The following is a 19,943-nucleotide window of genomic DNA, read 5'->3' as shown; positions in this document are numbered from 1 at the left end:
GTAGTGACAGCGGCTCACAGTTGCTTATTTCGTGAGAACTGTCGGTTATCTTTTGCTTCTTTCATGCTTTCAATAATGCGGTGGTAGCTGTCAAAGCGTTCGACACTAATATGGCCATCTTCGACCGCCTGACGAAGCAGGCAACCTGGGTCGTCGCCATGTTTGCAGTCGCGGAATTTGCACCCACCTAAATACTCACGAAATTCGACAAACCCATGGGCGATTTGTTCCGGCTCAAGGTGCCATAAACCGAACTCGCGCACGCCAGGCGAGTCAATGAGATCGCCCCCTTGGGCGAAATGATACAAGCGTGCCGCGGTCGTGGTGTGTTGCCCCAGTCCTGAGTTTTCTGATACCTGATGCGTTTGCGCATGCACATCGGGTAACAAGGTATTGACCAAGCTTGATTTACCCACGCCTGATTGTCCCACGAACACACTGACATGTTGATCCAATTGTTCAACCAGTGTCGACATGCCCTCACCAGAATCGGCGCTCACCATCACCAAGGGATAGCCAATATCTCGATAGATATCGAGCAGCGTCTCGACCATTTCTCGGCCGTCATCATCCAGCAGGTCGACTTTATTGACCACAATGAGCGGGGCGATATTGAGTACTTCACACGCAATTAAGTAACGGTCGATAATATTGAGCGACAGCTCGGGTAAGATCGCGGCCACGATCACCACTTGATCGATATTGGCGGCAACGGGTTTAACGCCGTCATAGTAATCAGGCCGTGTCAGAACCGACATGCGATCATGTACCGCTTCAACCACGCCGGCAAATCCCTCGAGCGCTTCTTTGCCTGGGCGCCAAATGACGCGATCACCTGTTACCAGACTACTGACGGAACGACGAAGATTGCACCGGTGTATTTTCCCTGTTTGCGGATCTTCAATATCGGCATGTTGCCCAAATCGCGTGATCACTCGGCCTTCACGAGAGGACTCAAGGGCAGCATCTTCCCATTGGATGTCGTTATCATGCTGTTTGATCCGACGTTGCTGGTTCGATCGAACCCGCCGCAATTGGCCTTTAGTAAGCTTTTTCTTTTTTGCCACGTTGACTCTTATCAGTTAAGTTGGCTTTCATATCAAGCACAGTATGATACATGGTTTACCCATAAAAAAGGCAAGTTCAATGGCGTTCAGTGAAAACAATTTAATCTGGATCGATCTGGAAATGACCGGGCTCGATCCGAACACCCACAAGATCATTGAGATCGCAACGATTGTGACCGATGCACAGCTTAATATCCTGGCAGAAGGGCCGGTATTAGCGATCCATCAGCCGCAAAGCGAACTCGATAAAATGGATGATTGGTGTACGCAAACGCATACCCAGTCTGGTTTGGTTGCGCGTGTGCAACAAAGTCAAGTCAGTGAGCAAGCGGCTATTGAGCAAACGATCGCATTTTTATCTCAATGGGTACCCGCGGGGGCCTCCCCGATTTGTGGTAACAGTGTGGGCCAAGATCGTCGTTTTCTCTATCGTCATATGCCGGTGCTGGAGCGTTATTTTCACTATCGCACGGTGGACGTCAGTACGCTGAAAGAGCTTACGCGCCGTTGGCAGCCCGAAATACTGAATGCGTTTTCTAAAAAAGGCACCCATTTAGCCCTTGACGACATTCGGGAATCAATTGCAGAATTGCAGTTCTATCGCGAAAGGATCCTGACGATCTGATTTTCTTTTCGTCGATCTGTTGCTCTTTTGAGCGATCAAAAGAAAAAATCATAATTTTGCTTATCAGCACTTGCAACCCGGTTTTTTCTTCGTATAATTCGCAGCCCTAACGACGTGAATCGTCTGTTGAAAGCGACATTAGCTCAGCTGGTAGAGCGCAACCTTGCCAAGGTTGAGGTCACGAGTTCGAACCTCGTATGTCGCTCCAAATTAAATATCGATCTGATAGTGATCAGGTCGATCTAAGCGACACTAGCTCAGCTGGTAGAGCGCAACCTTGCCAAGGTTGAGGTCACGAGTTCGAACCTCGTGTGTCGCTCCAATTTAAAATTCGATGTTACGCATCGGCAATGCGACATTAGCTCAGCTGGTAGAGCGCAACCTTGCCAAGGTTGAGGTCACGAGTTCGAACCTCGTATGTCGCTCCAAATAACAATTCGGTATAAGCGACACTAGCTCAGCTGGTAGAGCGCAACCTTGCCAAGGTTGAGGTCACGGGTTCGAACCCCGTGTGTCGCTCCAATCACTTGGTTAACCGCAAGTGTGGCGTTACATATAGCGCCGTCTTTAATGCTGTGAAGCATCATCTCTAGCATCAAATTCACACCTAACGTACTTCCTCTGGAAGTGGCGTATTGGCGTGCTTTTAATTACTAATGCACAGCTTTATCCACAAGACTCGTTTTGTGGATAACTTGGTTGATGAATTCTGTAAAGCCCGCCATGCCGGTGATCTTGTCAGCAAGCACGAGGACGATGTTGTACACCGGAAATAAACACCATTTCTCTCTATTTAGCTGAAAATAAAGGGGAATAGTGTATTTTTTTCCAGGTTAACTAATGCTTTTCCACAGTGTTATTCACTATCGTGATCTTGCTCGCTTAATACCCTGCCTATGTGTTTAACTATCAAAAAGTGCACCATAAACACACATTGCTTAATAGTTTTCCACATAATGTGAATGGCGTCATCTTTCTGCTATTTAACAGTGCTAAGCATCTCGCGGTAACCCTTTTTCAATGATGCGCACCAGGCGGCGAGTGCCGGTGGGGAGTACGGCCACATCAATGCGCTGTCGTTTGCTTTCTTGCTCACCGAGCGCCCACTCTATATGTTCATCAACCAATGCATCCTCTCCATGCCGGGCTCGTAAGCTCGCAACGATCTCTGGATCATAAGGCGCGTTGCCCATCGCGATAGCAAGATTGCGTCGCCACTTTTTAATCCCAATACGACGAATGGCCGACCCTTGCGTTAAGGATAAAAAAGTGTCCTCATCCCAATTAAAAAGTGTGGTGAGCGGCTGTTGATCAAGGCTAGGGCGACAGTGAAAGTCGGCTTCTAAGGTGAGTTCAGCCTCGCGGTTGAATGGACAAACGAGCTGGCAGTCATCGCAACCGTAAATGCGGTTACCTATCGCGTGGCGAAACTCCATAGGGATCACACCATCATATTCAATGGTGAGGTAGGAAATACAGCGCCGGGCATCGACCACGCCTTCCGCAACAATCGCTTGGGTTGGGCAGCTCGTCATACAAGCAACGCACTTGCCACACTGATTATCAACGGGAGTATCCGTCGGTAAAGGGAGATCAACCAATAGCTCGCCGAGGAAAAACCAGGATCCCGTTTCTTCGTTAAGGATCAATGAGTGTTTACCTGTCCATCCCAACCCTGCTTTTTCTGCCAACGGACGTTCTAAAATAGGTGCCGAGTCGACAAAAGGACGATAGCCATAGGGACCAACCTCGGCTTCGATTTGCTGCCCCAGCTTTTTCAATCGGTTGCGGATGAGTTTGTGATAGTCGCGCCCTAAAGAATAGCGACTCACATAACCTAAACGTGGATTGGCCAATGTGGTGGCAAATCCCGCTTCTGGTGGTAAATAATTCATGCGTACACTAATCACGCGTACCGTACCAGGCACCAACTCCTCTGGGCGCGCACGCATCATGCCATGTCGCGCCATCCACGCCATCTCACCGTGATAGCCATTGTCGAGCCAACGTTGCAGTTGCGCCTCATGTTGCTTGAGATCAACATCCGTGATCCCAACATGCTGGAAGCCTAGCGCTTGTCCCCATTGCTTGATACGTTGGGCTAATTGGTCGAAATTAATCGATGCATCGGGCGTGGGTTGCGACATAGCGGTAGATCCTGAGGCCTTAAGTGGTGCAGTACAATCAATGGAGGCAGTTGATGGCGACAAGTTTACCACAGAGTTTCTATCGTGCAGAGCAAGTTCGTGAAGGCGAACAGGCTGTCGCGCGTGCGTTGGATATTCCTATGTATCAGCTGATGTTAAGAGCTGGCCAAGCCGTCTTTGATAGTATCAATCAGTATTACCCTAACGCGGCACGGTTATTGATCGTCTGTGGTGCGGGCAACAACGCCGGCGATGGTTATGTGATTGCTCGGTTGGCGAAATCAGCGGGATTAAATGTCACCATATGGTCATTGGTCGCGCCAGAAAAACTTAGTGGCGACGCGGCAACCGCTTGGCAAGAGTGGCAAGATTGTGGTGGAAGCGTTATTAAGACCCAGCCTACCGTCACGCAGTTTGATGTCATTGTCGATGCCATGTTGGGCACCGGTTTATCGCGCGCGGTTGAAGGCGATTTTGCCCAAGCGGTCAGGGTGATTAATCATTGCCACGTGCCAGTGGTAGCGGTTGATATTCCGTCTGGCTTATGTGCTAACAGTGGCTGTGTAAAAGGTGTGGCAATCGCAGCGGATATAACGGTTACCTTGATTGCATTAAAACAAGGCTTATTAACCGGRCAAGCGGTCACGCATCGCGGTGAACTTATTTTTGCTGGTCTCAATGTAGCAACAGCCTTTGCACGTCAAGCGGAACCGGCTGGGCAGCTGATCAGTGACGATATCAAAACGCAATGCCTCCCGCCCCGAGCGCGCAGTGCACATAAAGGGCAATTTGGTCGCGTTCTTTGTTTAGGCGGTGACCATGGTATGGCCGGTGCCGTGACGCTTTGTGCCCAAGCTGCGTTACGCACTGGCGCCGGCCTCGTCAAAGTTGTGACGCAAAAAGACCATACCTTGATGCTCGTCACGCGTCAGCCTGAGCTAATGACGCAAAGCTGGGCGCCGGGCCAATCATTAGGTGATGCCTTGTCTTGGGCCACCCATATTGTTATCGGCCCTGGACTTGGCCAGAGTGCGTGGTCGGATGCACTCTGGACCATTGCCCTCTCGGCACGATTGCCTAAGGTTGTTGATGCGGATGGATTAAATAAATTAGCGCGGCAACCCCAACACCGCGACGATTGGATTCTCACGCCTCATCCAGGCGAGGCCGCTCGCTTATTGGGCTGTGAAGTAAAAGAGGTGGAACTCGATCGTTTTGCCGCCGTCAAAGCGATACAAACACGGTATGGTGGTGTCGTTTTGCTTAAAGGGGCAGGAACGATCGTATATGATGGCACAGATTATGCTGTTGCAAATGTGGGCAATCCTGGCATGGCGTCTGGGGGAATGGGCGATGTTCTCTCGGGGGTAATCGGTAGTTTGTTGGCGCAAGGCGTTGATTTATTCTCGGCGGCAACATTGGGTTGCTACCTTCATGGTAAAGCGGGTGATTACGCCGCTCAGGCCGGTGAACGAGGATTGCTCGCCAGCGATTTGTTTCCCTATTTGCAGCAGTTAGTGGATTAGAGAAACGCGCCTGGTTCAGTAATCAGAGCCGTTTATGACATAAATAACAGACGAGATCCCAAAGTAGTATGACCCAGACTTTTATCACTCAGTTGACCGATGCGGATCGCACGGTGGCTTTCGGCGCGGCACTGGCGCGTGCTTGTACGCAAAGTACAACCTGCTATCTACATGGCGATCTTGGTGCGGGAAAGACCACGTTTTGCCGCGGTTTTATCCAGGCGATGGGGCATACCGGTAATGTCAAAAGTCCAACCTATACCTTGGTTGAACCTTATGAGCTAACACCTTGGCAAGTGTATCATTTCGATCTCTACCGTTTGGCGGATCCAGAAGAGTTGGAGTTTATGGGGATCCGAGATTATTTTAATCAACAAGCGCTGTGCTTAATTGAATGGCCAGAAAAGGGAGAAGGCTGGTTACCGCATGCCGATCTGGATATCACTCTGCGTTACGACGGTGAGCAGCGCAACCTTATTATTGATGCCAATAGCGCGGCAGGCCTGGCTATTATCGACCGCCTAGAATGGGAAGACTAGCATGATGTGGCAGCGGCTTTGCATCTTGATGATCGCCAGTTTGTTGAGTGCAACAAGTTGGGCCAACAAAATCGAAAATATTCGGGTGTGGCCGGCACCGAATGAAACCCGGGTGGTGGTTGATCTCGCTGAAAAGGCGGATTTTAGTTATTTTTCTTTAACACGTCCGGACCGACTTGTGGTCGACTTGAAACAAAGTCAGCTCGCCACCGGCTTGCCAAAGCAGGTTAAAGGCAGCGATATTCTGACTAAAATCCGCAAGAGCAGCCCCCCTGATGCCAGCACGTATCGACTGGTTTTTGAGTTAAAAAATGACGCTAAGCCGACGATATTTTCTCTCGCACCGGGAGGCGAGTATGGCCACCGTTTAGTGGTTGATTTACCGCACGCGCAAAAAGTGGATAAGAACAAACCGACACTCTCGGTAGCGGAAAAGAAGCGGCGTGAGACGGTCGCGGCTTTACCCTTTGGCACTGAAGACATTGTCGTCGCGATTGACCCTGGGCACGGCGGTAACGATCCCGGCGCCATTGGGCCGCGTCGCAAGCAGGAAAAAGATGTCAATCTTGCCATTGCTAAACAAGCGGCTGCACGCATCAATGCGGTGCCGGGAATGCGGGCCGTCTTGACCCGTACCGGTGACTATTTTGTTGATTTGAATCAGCGTTCTGAAATCGCACGCAAACACAAAGCCCATTTACTCGTCTCAGTGCATGCCGACGGTTTTCATCAGCCACAACCTCGTGGTGCCTCGGTGTGGGTGCTCTCACGCCGCCGAGCGAACAGTGAAATTGGTCGCTGGATTGAAAAACATGAAGAGCAATCCAACTTGTTAGGTGGTGGCTCTTTGCTCGCACAAAATAACGAGGACGAATATTTAAGCCGTGCGGTGTTGGACTTGCAGTTTAGTAACTCGCAAAAAGAAGGCTTTGACGTTGCAACACGGGTATTGAAAGAACTGGGTAAAGTGACCAAGCTGCACAAATCGAGCCCTGAGCACGCGAGTTTGGCCGTGCTCAAATCGCCGGATATCCCGTCCTTGTTGGTGGAGACCGGGTTTATTTCCAATCCACAAGAAGAGCGTTTGTTATTCCAACGAGGGCATCAACGTGGTTTGGCGAATGCCATTTATCATGGTATTCGTAATTACTTTGAACGCTTTCCTCCTGACGGCACCTTGTTTGCAGCGCGTAAAAACGGGGTAAAACATAAAGTCAGCCCGGGACAGTCCCTCTCAGTTATCGCCAAACAGTATCAAAGCTCAATAGCCGCGATAAAATCGGCGAACGGCTTAACCTCAAGCACGCTGCATGTGGGACAAGTGCTATCAATTCCGAATGTCGATGTGGCTAAGTTAGCCGGTAAAGCCGAGCGGGCATCCACACAAACCCTGACTCATACCGTGAGCCGTGGCGAATTTCTCGGTAAAATCGCCGAGCAGTATCAAGTCTCACTGAGCACGCTTCGCCAAGCGAACAATCTCAAGTCCGATACCCTTTGGGTCGGGCAAAAACTGAAGGTCCCTGGTGCGACATCACCGGCCATCAAGCACAAAGTGAAACGCGGTGAATACCTCGGTAAAATTGCCAGTAATTATGGGGTGACAATCGAAAGCTTACGTCGTGCCAATGAACTCGGCTCAGATACCCTGGCGGTCGGACAAACCTTAATTATTCCAGGAAGCTGATATGGCGATTGAGATATTACCCGCTCGACTCGCCAACCAAATCGCCGCGGGCGAAGTGGTCGAGCGGCCAGCATCGGTGGTTAAAGAGCTGGTGGAAAACAGTATTGATGCCGGCGCAACCCGTATTGACGTCGATATTGAAAAAGGCGGCAGTAAGCTCATTCGTGTCCGTGATAATGGTGTWGGGATCAGCAAAACAGATTTACAGCTGGCATTAAGTCGCCATGCGACCTCCAAAATCCACAGCCTGGATGATTTAGAAGCGATCATGAGCTTGGGCTTTCGGGGAGAGGCGTTAGCGAGTGTGAGCGCCGTTTCGCGCCTTACCATTACCTCTCGCCCCGCGGAACAGCAAGAAGCGTGGTCAGCCTTTGCTGAAGGACGCGATATGGCCGTTAGCGTGAAACCGGCAGCGCATCCGGTGGGTTGTACCGTGGAAGTGGTGGATTTATTTTTTAACACGCCAGCCCGACGTAAGTTCTTGCGTACCGATAAAACCGAGTTCAGCCATATTGATGAGTTGCTGCGACGTATCGCTTTGAGCCGATTTGATATTACCATTAACCTGCGCCACAACGGCACGCAGGTTCGCCAATATCGGCGTATCCCTGAAAAGGGAGATCCTCTACGTCGCCTAAAAGCCGTCTGCGGGCAAAAATTTGTTGATCATGCGCTGCGGATTGACTTGACCCATCACGATATGGCGCTGCGCGGTTGGATATGTACCCCTGATGGCGCGCGGCAGCAAAACGATATGCAGCATTGTTTTGTGAATCAGCGCATGATGAAAGATAAATTGATCAACCATGCTATCCGCCAAGGGTATGAGCAAAGCTTGGCGCCCGATCAGTATGCCGCTTATGTGCTTTATATCGATGTGGATCCGCATCAGGTAGACGTGAACGTTCATCCGGCGAAGCATGAAGTCCGCTTTCATCAAGCACGGCTGGTGCATGACTTTATTTATCAAGCGATTTATGACGGGCTGCAACAATCATCGTTACCCATCGACGAGACGGTCAATCCAGAGACCGGCGAGGTCAGAGAGACAGTGTCTTATCAACCTCGAGCATCGRCCGTGGCAACCGACCATTCCTACCAGCAAGCGGTGAATGCCTTTCCCGCTTATCCGGGGAAACAGTCAACCGAGTCGTCACGGCCAGCAAAAGGGCAAGCTTCGCGCGCTGACCGTTCGAGTACGCCTTCCAAGCAAGCGACCCAAGCCTATCAAAGGTTAATGACGCCGCGAGCCGCCGTTCACACTGACGATGCGAAGGATGAGGCGACATCGAGTGAGCAGTCGCCTTCGCCGGTTAGCGTAAGCACGTGTATGGCACCAGCTAAGATAGTGAGTGGCCAACCTGGTTTGGGAAAAGTACTCGCGGTGATTGACCAGCATTATGTGCTGATGTCGTGGGGTGAGGATTTATGGTTAGCTGATCATCATCGGTTAGAAAGCTGGCGTCATCAAGGGGCGTTACAACCAGCCTTGGCGGAGGGATTAGTGACTCAGCCTTTATTAATTCCACAACGTTTATCCGCGTCTGCATCCGAATGTGATGCGATTAGCCACTATCAAACGTTACTGGGGCAATTTGGTATTCATATTCGGGTAAAAGGCCAGCAGTTAATGGTGATGTCTGTATGCCAACCACTGCGGCAACAGAATCTGCAAGCCTTTGTTCCAGCCCTGCTGAACTTTTTAGGCGGCTTAGACCCCAGCCAATCTAATCCGGATCACCGCGCGAACCTGTTGGGTTGGCTGGCAAAGCAGTTGACAGTTGCATCGGATCCAGTCAGCCTTGCGCAAGCGGTACAGACCGTATCGGAAATTGAACAGTATTGGCAGGGTGAGGCGTTGGAAAAAGGGCGACAACGCTTGTTTACGCGCCTCGACCTAACCTCAGCAATAGAAGCATTACAACATGACTAATCCGCTGCCTAAGGCCATTTTTTTGATGGGGCCAACCGCCTCGGGAAAAACGGATCTGGCCATTGCATTACGCAATACCATGCCGGTTGAAATTATTAGTGTTGATTCGGCCTTAATTTATCGAGGAATGGATATTGGTACCGCCAAGCCAACCGCTGACGAATTAGCACAGGCGCCGCATCGCCTCATCGACATTCGAGATCCCGCTCAGGCTTATTCCGCAGCCGACTTTCGTGAAGACGCCCTCACAGAAATGAAGAAGATCGTGTCGAATGGCAAGATCCCTCTGTTGGTTGGGGGCACCATGTTGTATTTTAAAGCGTTATTAGAAGGGTTATCGCCATTACCCAGTGCGGATCCTAGTGTGCGTGACGCATTAGAAAAAGAAGCGCAGCAGCATGGCTGGGAAGCGCTTCATGCACAGTTATGTGATGTTGATCCTGTTTCTGGTGCGCGGATCCATCGCAACGATCCGCAGCGGATTATGCGGGCACTTGAGGTGTACCGTATCAGTGGACAAACCCTGACCGCATTGACGGAAAAAAAAGGTGAACCTTTGCCGTATCAGGTACACCAATTTGCAATAGCGCCTCAGGAACGAGGTGAGTTGCATCGCCGCATTGAGCTCAGATTTGACAAAATGGTTGAAGCGGGCTTTGAAAAGGAGGTACGTACACTGTTTGAGCGAGAGGATCTGCATCCCGATCTGCCCTCGATCCGCTGTGTTGGGTATCGCCAAATGTGGGATTATTTGGCCGGACGTAGCACCCATGATGAAGCCGTTTACCGTGGGATTTGCGCGACGCGCCAGTTAGCCAAACGTCAGATAACTTGGCTGCGAGGCTGGGAAAATGTGACGTGGCTTGACAGTGACGCGCCGTCACTGTCTTTACAAACGGTGACAAAAGCGTTGACGGCAGGGACGGAAACTTGATGTATACTGTCACTGACAAGGACGCTGCTTAACCGCGACATTGACTACAATTACAAACAAATAAGGAAAAGAACTAATGGCTAAGGGGCAATCATTACAAGACCCATTCCTAAATGCGTTACGTCGTGAGCGTATTCCTGTTTCCATTTACCTTGTGAATGGCATTAAGTTACAAGGGCAAATCGAATCGTTTGATCAGTTTGTGATCTTGCTGAAAAACACCGTGAATCAAATGGTGTACAAGCATGCCATTTCTACTGTGGTGCCGGCACGTGCCGTGAGCCATCACAACAATAACCAAGGGGCTGGAGAGCGTCCACAGGGCGATCGTCAGCAAGAAAAACCTGAGGAGTGAGTATTCAATTGCTAAGGAGTCTTTCGCTTGTTTGACCGTTACGAGGCCGGTGAACAGGCTGTACTCGTTCATATTAATTTTACCCATGATGGCGAGTGGGATGATCTCAGTGAGTTTCAAATGCTGGTTTCGTCCTCGGGTGTCGACGCCTTGCAAGTTGTTGTCGGCAGCCGTCAGTCTCCTCACCCGAAATATTTTGTCGGCGAGGGAAAAGCCCAAGAAATTGCAGAGACCGTGCAGCACGTCGGGGCCGATGTGGTGATCTTCAATCATACCTTGTCTGCCGCCCAAGAGCGTAATCTGGAGCAGCGATTTAAATGTCGAGTATTGGACCGAACAGGCCTCATTCTCGATATTTTCGCGCAGCGTGCACGTACGCATGAGGGTAAATTGCAGGTTGAATTAGCGCAGTTACGGCATCTTTCTACCCGACTCGTGCGTGGCTGGACCCACCTTGAACGTCAGAAAGGGGGGATTGGTTTACGTGGCCCAGGGGAAACCCAGTTAGAAACGGATCGTCGTTTATTGCGTGATCGGGTAAAAGCGATTTTGCGTCGGTTAGACAAAGTGGCCAAGCAGCGCGAGCAAGGACGACGTGCGCGAGCGCGTGCCGAGGTACCAACGGTATCGCTGGTGGGGTATACCAATGCGGGTAAGTCGACGCTGTTTAATCGGATTACCGAAGCTGGCGTTTATGCAGCCGATCAACTGTTTGCTACTTTGGATCCGACCTTACGTCGGATTGAAGTCGAAGATGTCGGCACCGCGATTTTAGCCGATACCGTCGGTTTCATTCGCCATTTGCCACATGATTTGGTGGCGGCGTTTAAAGCGACATTGCAAGAAACGCAAGAAGCGAGCTTATTGTTGCATGTGGTTGACGCCAGTGATGAGCGATTGAGTGGCAACATTGAGGCTGTTGACAGCGTGCTCGAAGAGATTGAAGCCGATGATGTGCCACGTCTACTTATCATGAATAAAATAGATAGTCTGGATCAGGCTGAGCCTCGTATTGAACGAGACGACGAGGGCGTGCCGAAAGCCGTATGGGTTTCAGCCTTGTCGGGGCAAGGTATTGCGCTCATCTTTGACGCGCTGACCGAGCGTTTGGCCGGTACCATGGTGCGGCATCGATTACGACTACCGCCAAATCTAGCGGGTCGGATGCAAAGTAAATTTCACCAGATGCGATGCATTGTCAGTGAAGAATACCAAGACGATGGGCATCTATTAGTCGATGTTAGGCTGCCGCAAACAGACTGGCATCGGTTAGAAAAAAGAGAAGGCAACCAGCTTGGCGACTTTATCGTCAGTGAATAGGCTGCTAGAGTAAAAAATTATCGTCAGATCAATTTGATGGAGTGCGCGAATGGCGTGGAATGAGCCAGGAAACAATGGCGGTCCCGACAAAGACCCCTGGGGGAATCGTGGTGGCCGTAATCAAGGACCACCCGATCTTGATGAATTGTTTAATAAACTAAGCCGCAAACTGGGTGGCTTTGGTGGCCGGAAAGGCAAAGGACCTTCTTTCGGTGGCGGAATGGCGGGGCTAGGTGTCCTCGCACTCATCGGTATTATCGTATGGGGTATTTCCGGTTTCTATACCATTGGCGAAGCGCAGCGTGGTGTGGTGCTTCGGTTCGGTCAGTATGATCGTGTCGTGCAACCTGGCCTTAACTGGAAACCGACGTTTGTTGATACCGTGAGAACGGTTGATATGGAATCAATCCGCTCGCTAAACAGTTCAGGTTTGATGCTGACCAAAGATGAAAACGTGGTCAACGTCGAAATGGATGTCCAATATCGCGTGATGGATGCTCAGCAGTATCTCTACAGTGTCACCAATGCTGATGACAGCTTGCGTCAAGCAACGGATTCAGCGCTTCGTGCGGTCGTGGGTGATTCTGTGATGGATGATATTATCACTCGAGGTCGTCAAGCAGTGCGTGAGCGCACCCAAGTTGAGTTGAATCAGATCATTGATAAATACAACATGGGCTTAATTGTTGTCGACGTGAACTTCCAGTACGCACGACCACCAGAGCAGGTAAAAGATGCCTTTGATGACGCCATTGCAGCACGTGAGGATGAAGCGCGCTTTATCCGTGAAGCAGAAGCGTATCGTAATGACGTCTTGCCAAAGGCAACGGGTCGAGCCGAAACGCTGAAAAAAGCCGCATTGGGTTACAAAGCTCGTACGGTCAATGAAGCAGAAGGTGAAGTCTCTCAATTCGAAAAGCTGTTGCCAGAGTACATTGATGCGCCACGCGTGACACGTAATCGTCTGTATATTCAAACTATGGAACAGGTGTACAGCAGTACAAGTAAGGTGATGGTGGATTCGCAAAGCGGAAACAGCAACCTCTTGTATCTCCCGCTGGATAAGTTGATGGGAGGGGCAGCCGTTGGGCCTAACCAGCGTAAAGAAACGTCGAGCAGCCAGTATGGCATTGAGCTGGAGCAAAGCTCTCAGCCAAAACAGCCTGAATCGGCGCCGCGTTCTGGTTCATCACGTGAAGGGAGATACTAAGCATGCGTAAGATGATGATCCCGGTTATAGTCTTAGCGGTCGTGATATTTTTGATGTCGATCTTCGTGGTGAGTGAAGGTGAACGCAGTATTGTGATTCGCTTTGGACGTGTCCTGAAAGTGGATAACGAGATCGCGAAAATCTATCAGCCAGGTTTGCACTTTAAGTTGCCGTTGTTTGACCGAGTGAAGACCCTCGACGCGCGCATTCAAACCATGGATGACCGTGCCGATCGCTTTGTTACTGCAGAGAAAAAAGATGTCATTATCGACTCTTATCTGAAGTGGCGAATTAAAGACTTCGGTCAATACTACCTTGCCACAGGGGGCGGTAATAAGATCACCGCTGAGTCGCTGCTGCAACGTCGTATTTCTGACGGTCTGCGTGCCGAAATTGGTAACAAGACCATCAAAGAGATAGTGTCTGAAAAGCGCGACCAAGTCATGGAAGGTGTGTTGGAGCGTGCCGCGGGTGAGGGGATACGTGATTTAGGGATTGAGCTGATTGATTTGCGTATCAAGCGTATCAATCTTCCAAGCGAGATCAGTGAATCCATCTATGCCCGTATGCGTGCAGAGCGTGAAGCAGTGGCGCGTCGTCATCGTGCTCAAGGTCGTGAGCAGGCTGAAATTATTCGCGCACAAGCAGAACTTGAGGTAGCCACGATTCTTTCTCAAGCAGAGCGTCAGGCGCGAATCACACGCGGTGAAGCAGACGCTGAAGTGGCGCAGCTTTTTGCCCGTGCGTTCAAGAAAGAGCCTGAGTTCTATAGTTTTGTACGTTCGCTACAGGCCTATCGCGAGAGCTTTGACAGCAAGGGCGATATGCTGATTGTTGATCCGAAAAGTGACTTCTTCAAATACATGAAGCAGCCAGATGTGATCGATCAATAAATCGTTATCACCGACAGAAAAGACAAGGCATCGTGCCTTGTCTTTTTTTTTATCGGGTAATGATTGCGCACAGTAGAGTTCAACAAAGGAGAAGGAATCATGATGACATTCTGGGGGGCGCTCGCGCTGGTATTAATTGTCGAGGGGCTGGGGCCTATGTTATTCCCCAAGCAATGGCGACAAATGGTGACCGAGCTGAGTCAGCAGCCGGATAATCAGTTGCGACGTATCGGAGGATGTTTAGTGGTGATTGGCGCTGTATTCGCCTATTCCATCTTAGGTTAACAACGCGGCTGTCAGCTTGACGTGACAAACCCATGGAAAGAAAACGACAATACGGTTAAAAAATAACTGCAACCGAGTTTTTAAGGTGCTAGAATCCTTTTTTAACTAGCTGCATATCGAAGAAGATGGGTAATAACGTAGTCGTTCTCGGCACCCAATGGGGTGACGAAGGTAAGGGAAAGATCGTTGATCTTTTGACTGAAGATGCAAAATACGTGGTTCGCTATCAAGGCGGTCACAACGCAGGTCATACTCTTGTCATTGACGGTGAAAAGACCGTCCTACACTTGATTCCTTCTGGTATCCTCCGCAACAACGTTAAATGCATTATCGGTAATGGTGTGGTGCTGTCGCCAGACGCTTTACTGAAAGAAATGGGTGAGCTGGAAGCACGCGGCGTGCCCGTGCGTGAGCGCCTATTCCTATCAGAAGCGTGTCCTTTGATCCTGCCTTATCACATTGCGTTGGATGCAGCGCGTGAAAAAGCGCGTGGCAAGAAAGCCATTGGCACCACAGGCCGTGGTATTGGCCCAGCGTACGAAGACAAAGCGGCGCGCCGTGGTTTGCGTGTGGGTGACCTATTCGATAAAGAAGCCTTCGCTGAAAAGCTGAAAGAAGTGATGGAACTCCATAACTTCCAGCTAGAGCACTTCTATAAAGTCGAACCTGTAAGCTATGAAGACACCTTAGCCAAGGTCATGGAGCAAGCAGACATCCTCACCGGTATGGTGATTGATGTCACCCAAGAGCTCGATGATGCGCGTAAACGTGATGACAAAATCATGTTCGAAGGCGCACAAGGCACCTTGCTAGATATTGATCACGGTACTTATCCGTATGTCACCTCCTCAAACACTACCGCTGGCGGTGTGGCTGCAGGCTCTGGTTTTGGTCCTCGTCATCTTGGTTATGTGCTAGGTATCGCCAAAGCCTATTGCACGCGAGTAGGAGCAGGTCCGTTCCCAACAGAACTTGATGACGACATTGGTATGCATCTAGGTACCAAGGGTGCGGAATTTGGTGCAACCACGGGTCGTAAGCGTCGTTGTGGTTGGTTTGACGCGGTGGCTATGCGCCGTGCCGTGCAGATTAACTCGGTCTCGGGTTTTTGTTTGACCAAACTGGACGTGATGGACGGCTTGGAAGAAATCAAAATTTGTACCGGTTACAAGATGGCTGACGGCACCATGGTAGAGGTATCACCATTGGCTGCGGATGCGTACGCAAACATCGAGCCTGTTTATGAGACTATGCCGGGTTGGAGCGAAAACACCTTTGGGGTGAAGTCACTCGACGAGTTACCACAAGCTGCACTTGATTACATCAAGCGCATTGAAACCTTGACTGGCGTGCCGATTGATCTGATTTCAACTGGCCCAGACCGTAATGAAACCATCATTAAGGTTCATCCTTTCGAGAGCTAATGCTTGCGCGAAGACAAACCATGAAGCCAGCGTTTAACGCTGGCTTTTTTTATCGCTATTGGATGAGGTTGGAACCCAGATCGCGTGGAAAGCGGAAAAAACTTGCCGCCTTTGCTAAAGTCATTAAGCAGGGTGCCGATACAAAAAAGCACACGGTTAGCGCGCGCGTTGCTGTTGGGTTTCTTGGTTGAATAGCGAGTAGGCATGAAGTTTCGAACGCTGAGTTTTTCACTTTTACTAACGGTAACGACGTTGGCAACAGCAACCGCGAGAGCGGATGTGGGGCCAGCGGTGCCCTTGTATGAAGAAAGTGAACTGATCGCCTTATTCGAGACCAACTCACACCTTGAGCGTGTGGAACAAGATGAATGCCAACTCGTACAAGACATCGAAGTACGGGCAACACGTGTGGGATCTCCCGCCTATGAGTTCTTGTACGGCGATATGTTGGCGTGGGGCGTATGCGTTGATCAAGATGCCGAGCTCGGTGTGTATTACATGAAACAGGCTGCGCAGCAAGGGTTACCTGCGGCATTGGAGCAGTTAGGGCGATACTATGCGAATGGGACCTTGGTGCAGCAAGATCAACGACGCGCGATTCCTTACCTGCGCGAAGCCGCTTCATTGGGGGATACCCGCGCGCGAATTCAACTGGCCGAGTTGCTGGTGGATGACGTCGGTTCACCGCTTGATTATGAGGATGCTTATCGTTGGTTATATCAGACCATTACGGAAAAGGTCTATGTCGCAAGACACAGGTTCGACAAATAATACGCCAAACAACATCGCTGCGGATCCACACCAGGCCCGTGAAGCTGAAAAATATGAAAATCCGGTTCCCAGCCGAGAGCACTTGCTGGAAGTGATCCGCAGCTTTAAGGCGCCAGTGAGCCGCGACAATCTGTTTACCCATCTCGGTTTAGACGGCGATGATCAGTATGAAGGTTTACGTCGACGCCTGCGTGCGATGGAGCGAGATGGTCAACTCGTGTTTACTCGGCGTAAGTGCTATGCCTTGCCCGAGCGTCTGGATCTGATTAAAGGGACCGTTATTGGTCACCGTGATGGTTTTGGCTTCTTGCGCCCTGAAGGGAAAGGCAATCATGACGATTGGACGTTACCGTATCATCAAATGCGTAGCGTGATGCATGGCGATGTCATTTTGGCGCAAGGTGTTGGCACCGATAAGCGCGGTCGCCAAGAAGCCCGTGTCGTGCGAGTGTTGGAAGCACGTCAAGGCCAAATCGTTGGGCGTTATTTTGTCGAAGACGGTATGGGCTTTGTCGTGCCAGACGACAGCCGCCTGGGCCAAGATATCGTGATTGATAAAGAGCACACTCAGGGCGCGCGTATGGGCAATGTAGTGGTGGTTGAGATCATGCAGCGCCCGACGCGGCAAACCAATCCTGTTGGCAAAATTGTTGACGTGCTAGGCGAGAACATGGCGCCGGGTATGGAAATCGAGATTGCAATGCGCACCCACGATATTCCTCATCAATGGCCGGATGCCGTGCTCAAGCAAGTGAAAAGTTTGAACGAGGAAGTGCCGGAAAAAGCGAAAGAAGGCCGCGTTGATCTACGCGATCTGCCGCTGGTGACCATCGATGGTGAAGATGCCCGCGACTTTGATGATGCGGTCTACTGTGAACGTAAACGTTCTGGTGGCTGGCGTTTGTGGGTGGCAATTGCCGATGTTAGTTACTATGTGCGGCCTGATTCTGCGCTGGATAAAGAAGCGCAAAACCGCGGTAACTCGGTGTACTTCCCCAACCAAGTGGTGCCCATGTTACCGGAAGTGCTTTCCAACGGCCTATGCTCGCTCAATCCACAGGTTGATCGTCTATGTATGGTCTGTGAAATGACAATTTCTGAGTCAGGCGCACTATCCGGCTACAAGCACTATGAAGCGGTGATGAACTCCCACGCGCGTCTGACTTATACCAAGGTGTCTCATATTCTGGAAGGCGATGAGGAACTGCGTGAGCGCTACCGCTCTTTGGTGCCGCACTTAGAGACCTTGCATGATATGTACAAGGTGCTCAGTGGTGCGCGTCAGCAGCGTGGGGCCATTGAGTTCGAGACGGTGGAAACCCAATTTATTTTCAACGCACAGCGCAAAATCGACCGAATTGTGCCGGTGGAGCGCAACGATGCGCACAAGATCATCGAAGAATGTATGATCTTGGCCAACGTCGCTTCGGCGCGCTTTGTGGAAAAACACAAAGAGCCGGCATTATATCGTGTTCACGAAGCACCGGGTGAAGAACGTCTTAGTGGCTTTAAAGATTTCTTAGGCGAGTTAGGCTTAAGCCTGAGTGGCGGCCTAGAGCCGACGCCGAAAGATTACGCGGCACTGATGCACGTGGTCCATGGTCGCGCGGACAGTGAGCTTATTCAGACCATGTTGCTCCGCTCGATGAAGCAAGCGGTGTATCAAGCGGATAACCAAGGTCACTTTGGTTTGGCACTAAAACAATACGCCCACTTTACCTCGCCTATTCGTCGCTATCCGGATTTGCTGTTGCACCGTGCACTCAAATACTTGATTGCCAAGCAGGCGGGTAAAAACCAAGATCGTTGGACCCCGACCGGTGGCTACCACTACTCGTTTGACGATATGGATGTGCTCGGTGAGCAGTGCTCGAAAACCGAACGCCGTGCTGATGACGCTACCCGTGATGTGGCTGATTGGCTCAAGTGTGAGTACATGCAAGATCACGTTGGTGATGAGCTGGAAGGCGTGATTGCTAATGTCACTGGTTTTGGCTTCTTTGTTCGCCTTAATGAGCTACATATCGATGGCTTAGTCCATATTTCCAACCTCGATAATGATTACTATCGCTTTGATATGGTCGGTCAACGCTTGATTGGTGAAGGCTCGGGTCGTGTGTTCCGACTTGGCGATCAGGTGGCAGTGAAAGTGCTGGCGGTGAACTTGGATGAGCGACAAATCGACTTTGAGCTGGTAGGCTCTGAGCGCAAAGCTCGTCGCCCGGGAAAAACCGCCCGAGATAAACGCAAGAAAGGTCGTGCGGAGTCGAATAAAGACCCACAAGCGCGCCGTGAGCGAACCTCGGTACGGCAACAGCTCAAACGCGGCGCGGTGCCAAGCGTTGAAGAAGACAAGGCCCCTGAAGAGAAAAAAGGCAAGAAGGGCAAAGGTAAGTCGCCTGCGGAAAAAGTACGCAAGAAAAAGGCGAAAAAGCAAAAACCTAAAGCGGTCAAGAAAAAGAAGTAAATCATGAGTAGTGAAGTTATTTACGGCATTCATGCCGTCCAAGCGATTTTAGCAACCGATCCTTCCCGCTTTATTGAAGTGATGGTATTAAAAGGGCGTCAAGACGAGCGTTTGGTCCCCGTGCTCAATGACATTGCGATGCTGGGCGTGAGTATTCAGCAAGTGGGCCGCAAAGCGTTAGACGACAAAACTCAAGGTGCGTCGCATCAGGGGATTGTGGCCCGTGTCAAACCGGGTCGTCAGTACAACGAGAATGACTTGGAGGCGATCCTCGCTAATACCGAGAACCCTTTGTTGCTGGTACTTGACGGTGTCACCGACCCGCATAATTTGGGGGCTTGCCTGCGCACTGCCGATGCAGCCGGAGTGAGTGCGGTCATCGTTCCGAAAGATAAATCTGCTCAGCTTAACGCGACGGCCCGCAAAGTGGCCTGTGGCGCAGCTGAAGTGGTGCCTTTGGTGCGTGTTACTAACTTGGCGCGTTCAATGCGGACGCTCAAAGAGCAGGGCGTGTGGTTTGTGGGCACCGCCGGTGAAGCCGATCATGATGTTTACGACACCAAATTGGTGGGGCCGCTAGCCTTAGTGATGGGCGCGGAAGGAGACGGCATGCGCCGTTTGACTCGTGAAACCTGTGATGAGCTAATTCGTATTCCCATGTCAGGAAGCGTATCGAGCTTGAACGTATCCGTGGCAACTGGTGTCTGTTTGTATGAAGCGGTGCGTCAGCGTCGTTAAGTGCCTTGTCTCTTGTCCACCG

General features: G+C 50.8%; 17 protein-coding genes and 4 tRNA genes. 19 read left to right on the top strand and 2 right to left on the bottom strand.

The features are described 5' to 3' along the window. Positions 1-14: 14 nt before the first annotated feature. Positions 15-1,067 carry a small ribosomal subunit biogenesis GTPase RsgA gene (gene rsgA, locus BZG79_RS00210; protein ID WP_077460021.1) on the bottom strand — a complete coding sequence of 351 codons (1,053 nt, stop codon included), beginning with the start codon at positions 1,065-1,067 and terminating at the stop codon, positions 15-17. 79 nt (positions 1,068-1,146) lie between these two features. On the opposite strand from rsgA, the gene orn reads away from it, so the two are divergent. The 5 genes from orn to BZG79_RS00185 all read left to right on the top strand — a co-directional run bounded on the left by orn (position 1,147) and on the right by BZG79_RS00185 (position 2,214). Then, positions 1,147-1,692, top strand: coding sequence for an oligoribonuclease (gene orn / locus BZG79_RS00205; RefSeq protein WP_077773494.1), 546 nt, complete (start codon positions 1,147-1,149; stop codon positions 1,690-1,692). Between the two features lie 132 nt (positions 1,693-1,824). Then, a tRNA-Gly gene (locus tag BZG79_RS00200) sits at positions 1,825-1,900 on the top strand. Positions 1,901-1,938: 38 nt separating this feature from the next. Further along, positions 1,939-2,014 (top strand) — tRNA-Gly (locus BZG79_RS00195). A 30-nt stretch (positions 2,015-2,044) separates the two neighbouring features. Further along, a tRNA-Gly gene (locus tag BZG79_RS00190) sits at positions 2,045-2,120 on the top strand. A gap of 18 nt (positions 2,121-2,138) precedes the next feature. Continuing rightward, a tRNA-Gly gene (locus BZG79_RS00185) sits at positions 2,139-2,214 on the top strand. Positions 2,215-2,684: 470 nt separating this feature from the next. Here BZG79_RS00185 and queG read toward each other — a convergent pair. After that, on the bottom strand, positions 2,685-3,812 hold the full coding sequence (gene queG, locus BZG79_RS00180) for a tRNA epoxyqueuosine(34) reductase QueG (RefSeq protein ID WP_175993112.1): 1,128 nt from the start codon (positions 3,810-3,812) through the stop codon (positions 2,685-2,687). Positions 3,813-3,892: 80 nt separating this feature from the next. Between queG and BZG79_RS00175 the strand changes: the two genes are divergently transcribed. From BZG79_RS00175 to rlmB, 14 genes are all read left to right on the top strand, one after another. Beyond that, complete coding sequence (locus tag BZG79_RS00175; protein ID WP_028569672.1) at positions 3,893-5,365, top strand: bifunctional ADP-dependent NAD(P)H-hydrate dehydratase/NAD(P)H-hydrate epimerase; 1,473 nt, start codon at positions 3,893-3,895, stop codon at positions 5,363-5,365. A gap of 68 nt (positions 5,366-5,433) precedes the next feature. Continuing rightward, positions 5,434-5,904: a tRNA (adenosine(37)-N6)-threonylcarbamoyltransferase complex ATPase subunit type 1 TsaE gene (tsaE, locus tag BZG79_RS00170; RefSeq protein WP_021023475.1), complete on the top strand. Its 471-nt coding sequence runs from the start codon at positions 5,434-5,436 to the stop codon at positions 5,902-5,904. 1 nt (position 5,905) lies between these two features. Next, positions 5,906-7,591 carry an N-acetylmuramoyl-L-alanine amidase gene (locus BZG79_RS00165; RefSeq protein WP_021023476.1) on the top strand — a complete coding sequence of 562 codons (1,686 nt, stop codon included), beginning with the start codon at positions 5,906-5,908 and terminating at the stop codon, positions 7,589-7,591. Between the two features lies 1 nt (position 7,592). Then, a complete protein-coding gene (gene mutL / locus BZG79_RS00160) occupies positions 7,593-9,524 on the top strand; it encodes a DNA mismatch repair endonuclease MutL (RefSeq protein ID WP_077773492.1) in 1,932 nt (643 codons plus the stop codon). Beyond that, complete coding sequence (gene miaA / locus BZG79_RS00155; RefSeq protein WP_077669287.1) at positions 9,517-10,458, top strand: tRNA (adenosine(37)-N6)-dimethylallyltransferase MiaA; 942 nt, start codon at positions 9,517-9,519, stop codon at positions 10,456-10,458. Before mutL ends, miaA begins: the two co-directional genes overlap by 8 nt. Positions 10,459-10,534: 76 nt before the next feature. After that, a complete protein-coding gene (gene hfq, locus BZG79_RS00150; RefSeq protein WP_021023479.1) occupies positions 10,535-10,813 on the top strand; it encodes an RNA chaperone Hfq in 279 nt (92 codons plus the stop codon). A 27-nt stretch (positions 10,814-10,840) separates the two neighbouring features. After that, positions 10,841-12,133, top strand: a complete 1,293-nt coding sequence (gene hflX / locus BZG79_RS00145) for a ribosome rescue GTPase HflX (protein WP_077460015.1) — start codon at positions 10,841-10,843, stop codon at positions 12,131-12,133. Positions 12,134-12,182: 49 nt separating this feature from the next. Then, a complete protein-coding gene (gene hflK, locus BZG79_RS00140; protein ID WP_021023481.1) occupies positions 12,183-13,343 on the top strand; it encodes an FtsH protease activity modulator HflK in 1,161 nt (386 codons plus the stop codon). A gap of 2 nt (positions 13,344-13,345) precedes the next feature. Then, positions 13,346-14,236, top strand: coding sequence for a protease modulator HflC (hflC, locus tag BZG79_RS00135; RefSeq protein WP_021023482.1), 891 nt, complete (start codon positions 13,346-13,348; stop codon positions 14,234-14,236). A gap of 96 nt (positions 14,237-14,332) precedes the next feature. Beyond that, positions 14,333-14,521 (top strand): DUF2065 domain-containing protein, encoded by a 189-nt coding sequence (locus tag BZG79_RS00130; protein WP_028569675.1) that lies wholly within the window; start codon positions 14,333-14,335, stop codon positions 14,519-14,521. Positions 14,522-14,646: 125 nt separating this feature from the next. Further along, positions 14,647-15,945, top strand: a complete 1,299-nt coding sequence (locus BZG79_RS00125) for an adenylosuccinate synthase (RefSeq protein ID WP_025744518.1) — start codon at positions 14,647-14,649, stop codon at positions 15,943-15,945. A gap of 204 nt (positions 15,946-16,149) precedes the next feature. Then, on the top strand, positions 16,150-16,716 hold the full coding sequence (locus BZG79_RS00115; RefSeq protein ID WP_077773491.1) for a tetratricopeptide repeat protein: 567 nt from the start codon (positions 16,150-16,152) through the stop codon (positions 16,714-16,716). Beyond that, positions 16,688-19,183, top strand: coding sequence for a ribonuclease R (rnr, locus tag BZG79_RS00110; RefSeq protein WP_077773490.1), 2,496 nt, complete (start codon positions 16,688-16,690; stop codon positions 19,181-19,183). The genes BZG79_RS00115 and rnr overlap by 29 nt, the downstream gene beginning before the upstream one ends. A 3-nt stretch (positions 19,184-19,186) precedes the next feature. Further along, the gene (gene rlmB / locus BZG79_RS00105) at positions 19,187-19,921 is read left to right on the top strand and encodes a 23S rRNA (guanosine(2251)-2'-O)-methyltransferase RlmB (protein WP_077460011.1); all 735 of its coding nucleotides are present in this window, start codon (positions 19,187-19,189) and stop codon (positions 19,919-19,921) included. Positions 19,922-19,943 lie beyond the last annotated feature (22 nt).

The sequence above is a fragment of the Salinivibrio sp. MA427 genome, from assembly GCF_001996115.1.
GTDB classification, from domain to species: Bacteria; Pseudomonadota; Gammaproteobacteria; order Enterobacterales; family Vibrionaceae; genus Salinivibrio; species Salinivibrio costicola.
The sequence above is the reverse complement of the archived record's forward strand: the minus strand, read 5'-3'. Positions and strand labels throughout refer to the sequence as shown.

Coding starts and splice junctions, on each gene's coding strand:
- hflK (WP_021023481.1), top strand. CDS start 12,183: ATGGCGTGGAATGAGCCAGGAAACAATGGCGGTCCCGACAAAGACCCC.
- orn (WP_077773494.1), top strand. CDS start 1,147: ATGGCGTTCAGTGAAAACAATTTAATCTGGATCGATCTGGAAATGACC.
- hflC (WP_021023482.1), top strand. CDS start 13,346: ATGCGTAAGATGATGATCCCGGTTATAGTCTTAGCGGTCGTGATATTT.
- hfq (WP_021023479.1), top strand. CDS start 10,535: ATGGCTAAGGGGCAATCATTACAAGACCCATTCCTAAATGCGTTACGT.
- BZG79_RS00115 (WP_077773491.1), top strand. CDS start 16,150: ATGAAGTTTCGAACGCTGAGTTTTTCACTTTTACTAACGGTAACGACG.
- tsaE (WP_021023475.1), top strand. CDS start 5,434: ATGACCCAGACTTTTATCACTCAGTTGACCGATGCGGATCGCACGGTG.
- BZG79_RS00125 (WP_025744518.1), top strand. CDS start 14,647: ATGGGTAATAACGTAGTCGTTCTCGGCACCCAATGGGGTGACGAAGGT.
- BZG79_RS00165 (WP_021023476.1), top strand. CDS start 5,906: ATGATGTGGCAGCGGCTTTGCATCTTGATGATCGCCAGTTTGTTGAGT.
- rlmB (WP_077460011.1), top strand. CDS start 19,187: ATGAGTAGTGAAGTTATTTACGGCATTCATGCCGTCCAAGCGATTTTA.
- rnr (WP_077773490.1), top strand. CDS start 16,688: ATGTCGCAAGACACAGGTTCGACAAATAATACGCCAAACAACATCGCT.
- miaA (WP_077669287.1), top strand. CDS start 9,517: ATGACTAATCCGCTGCCTAAGGCCATTTTTTTGATGGGGCCAACCGCC.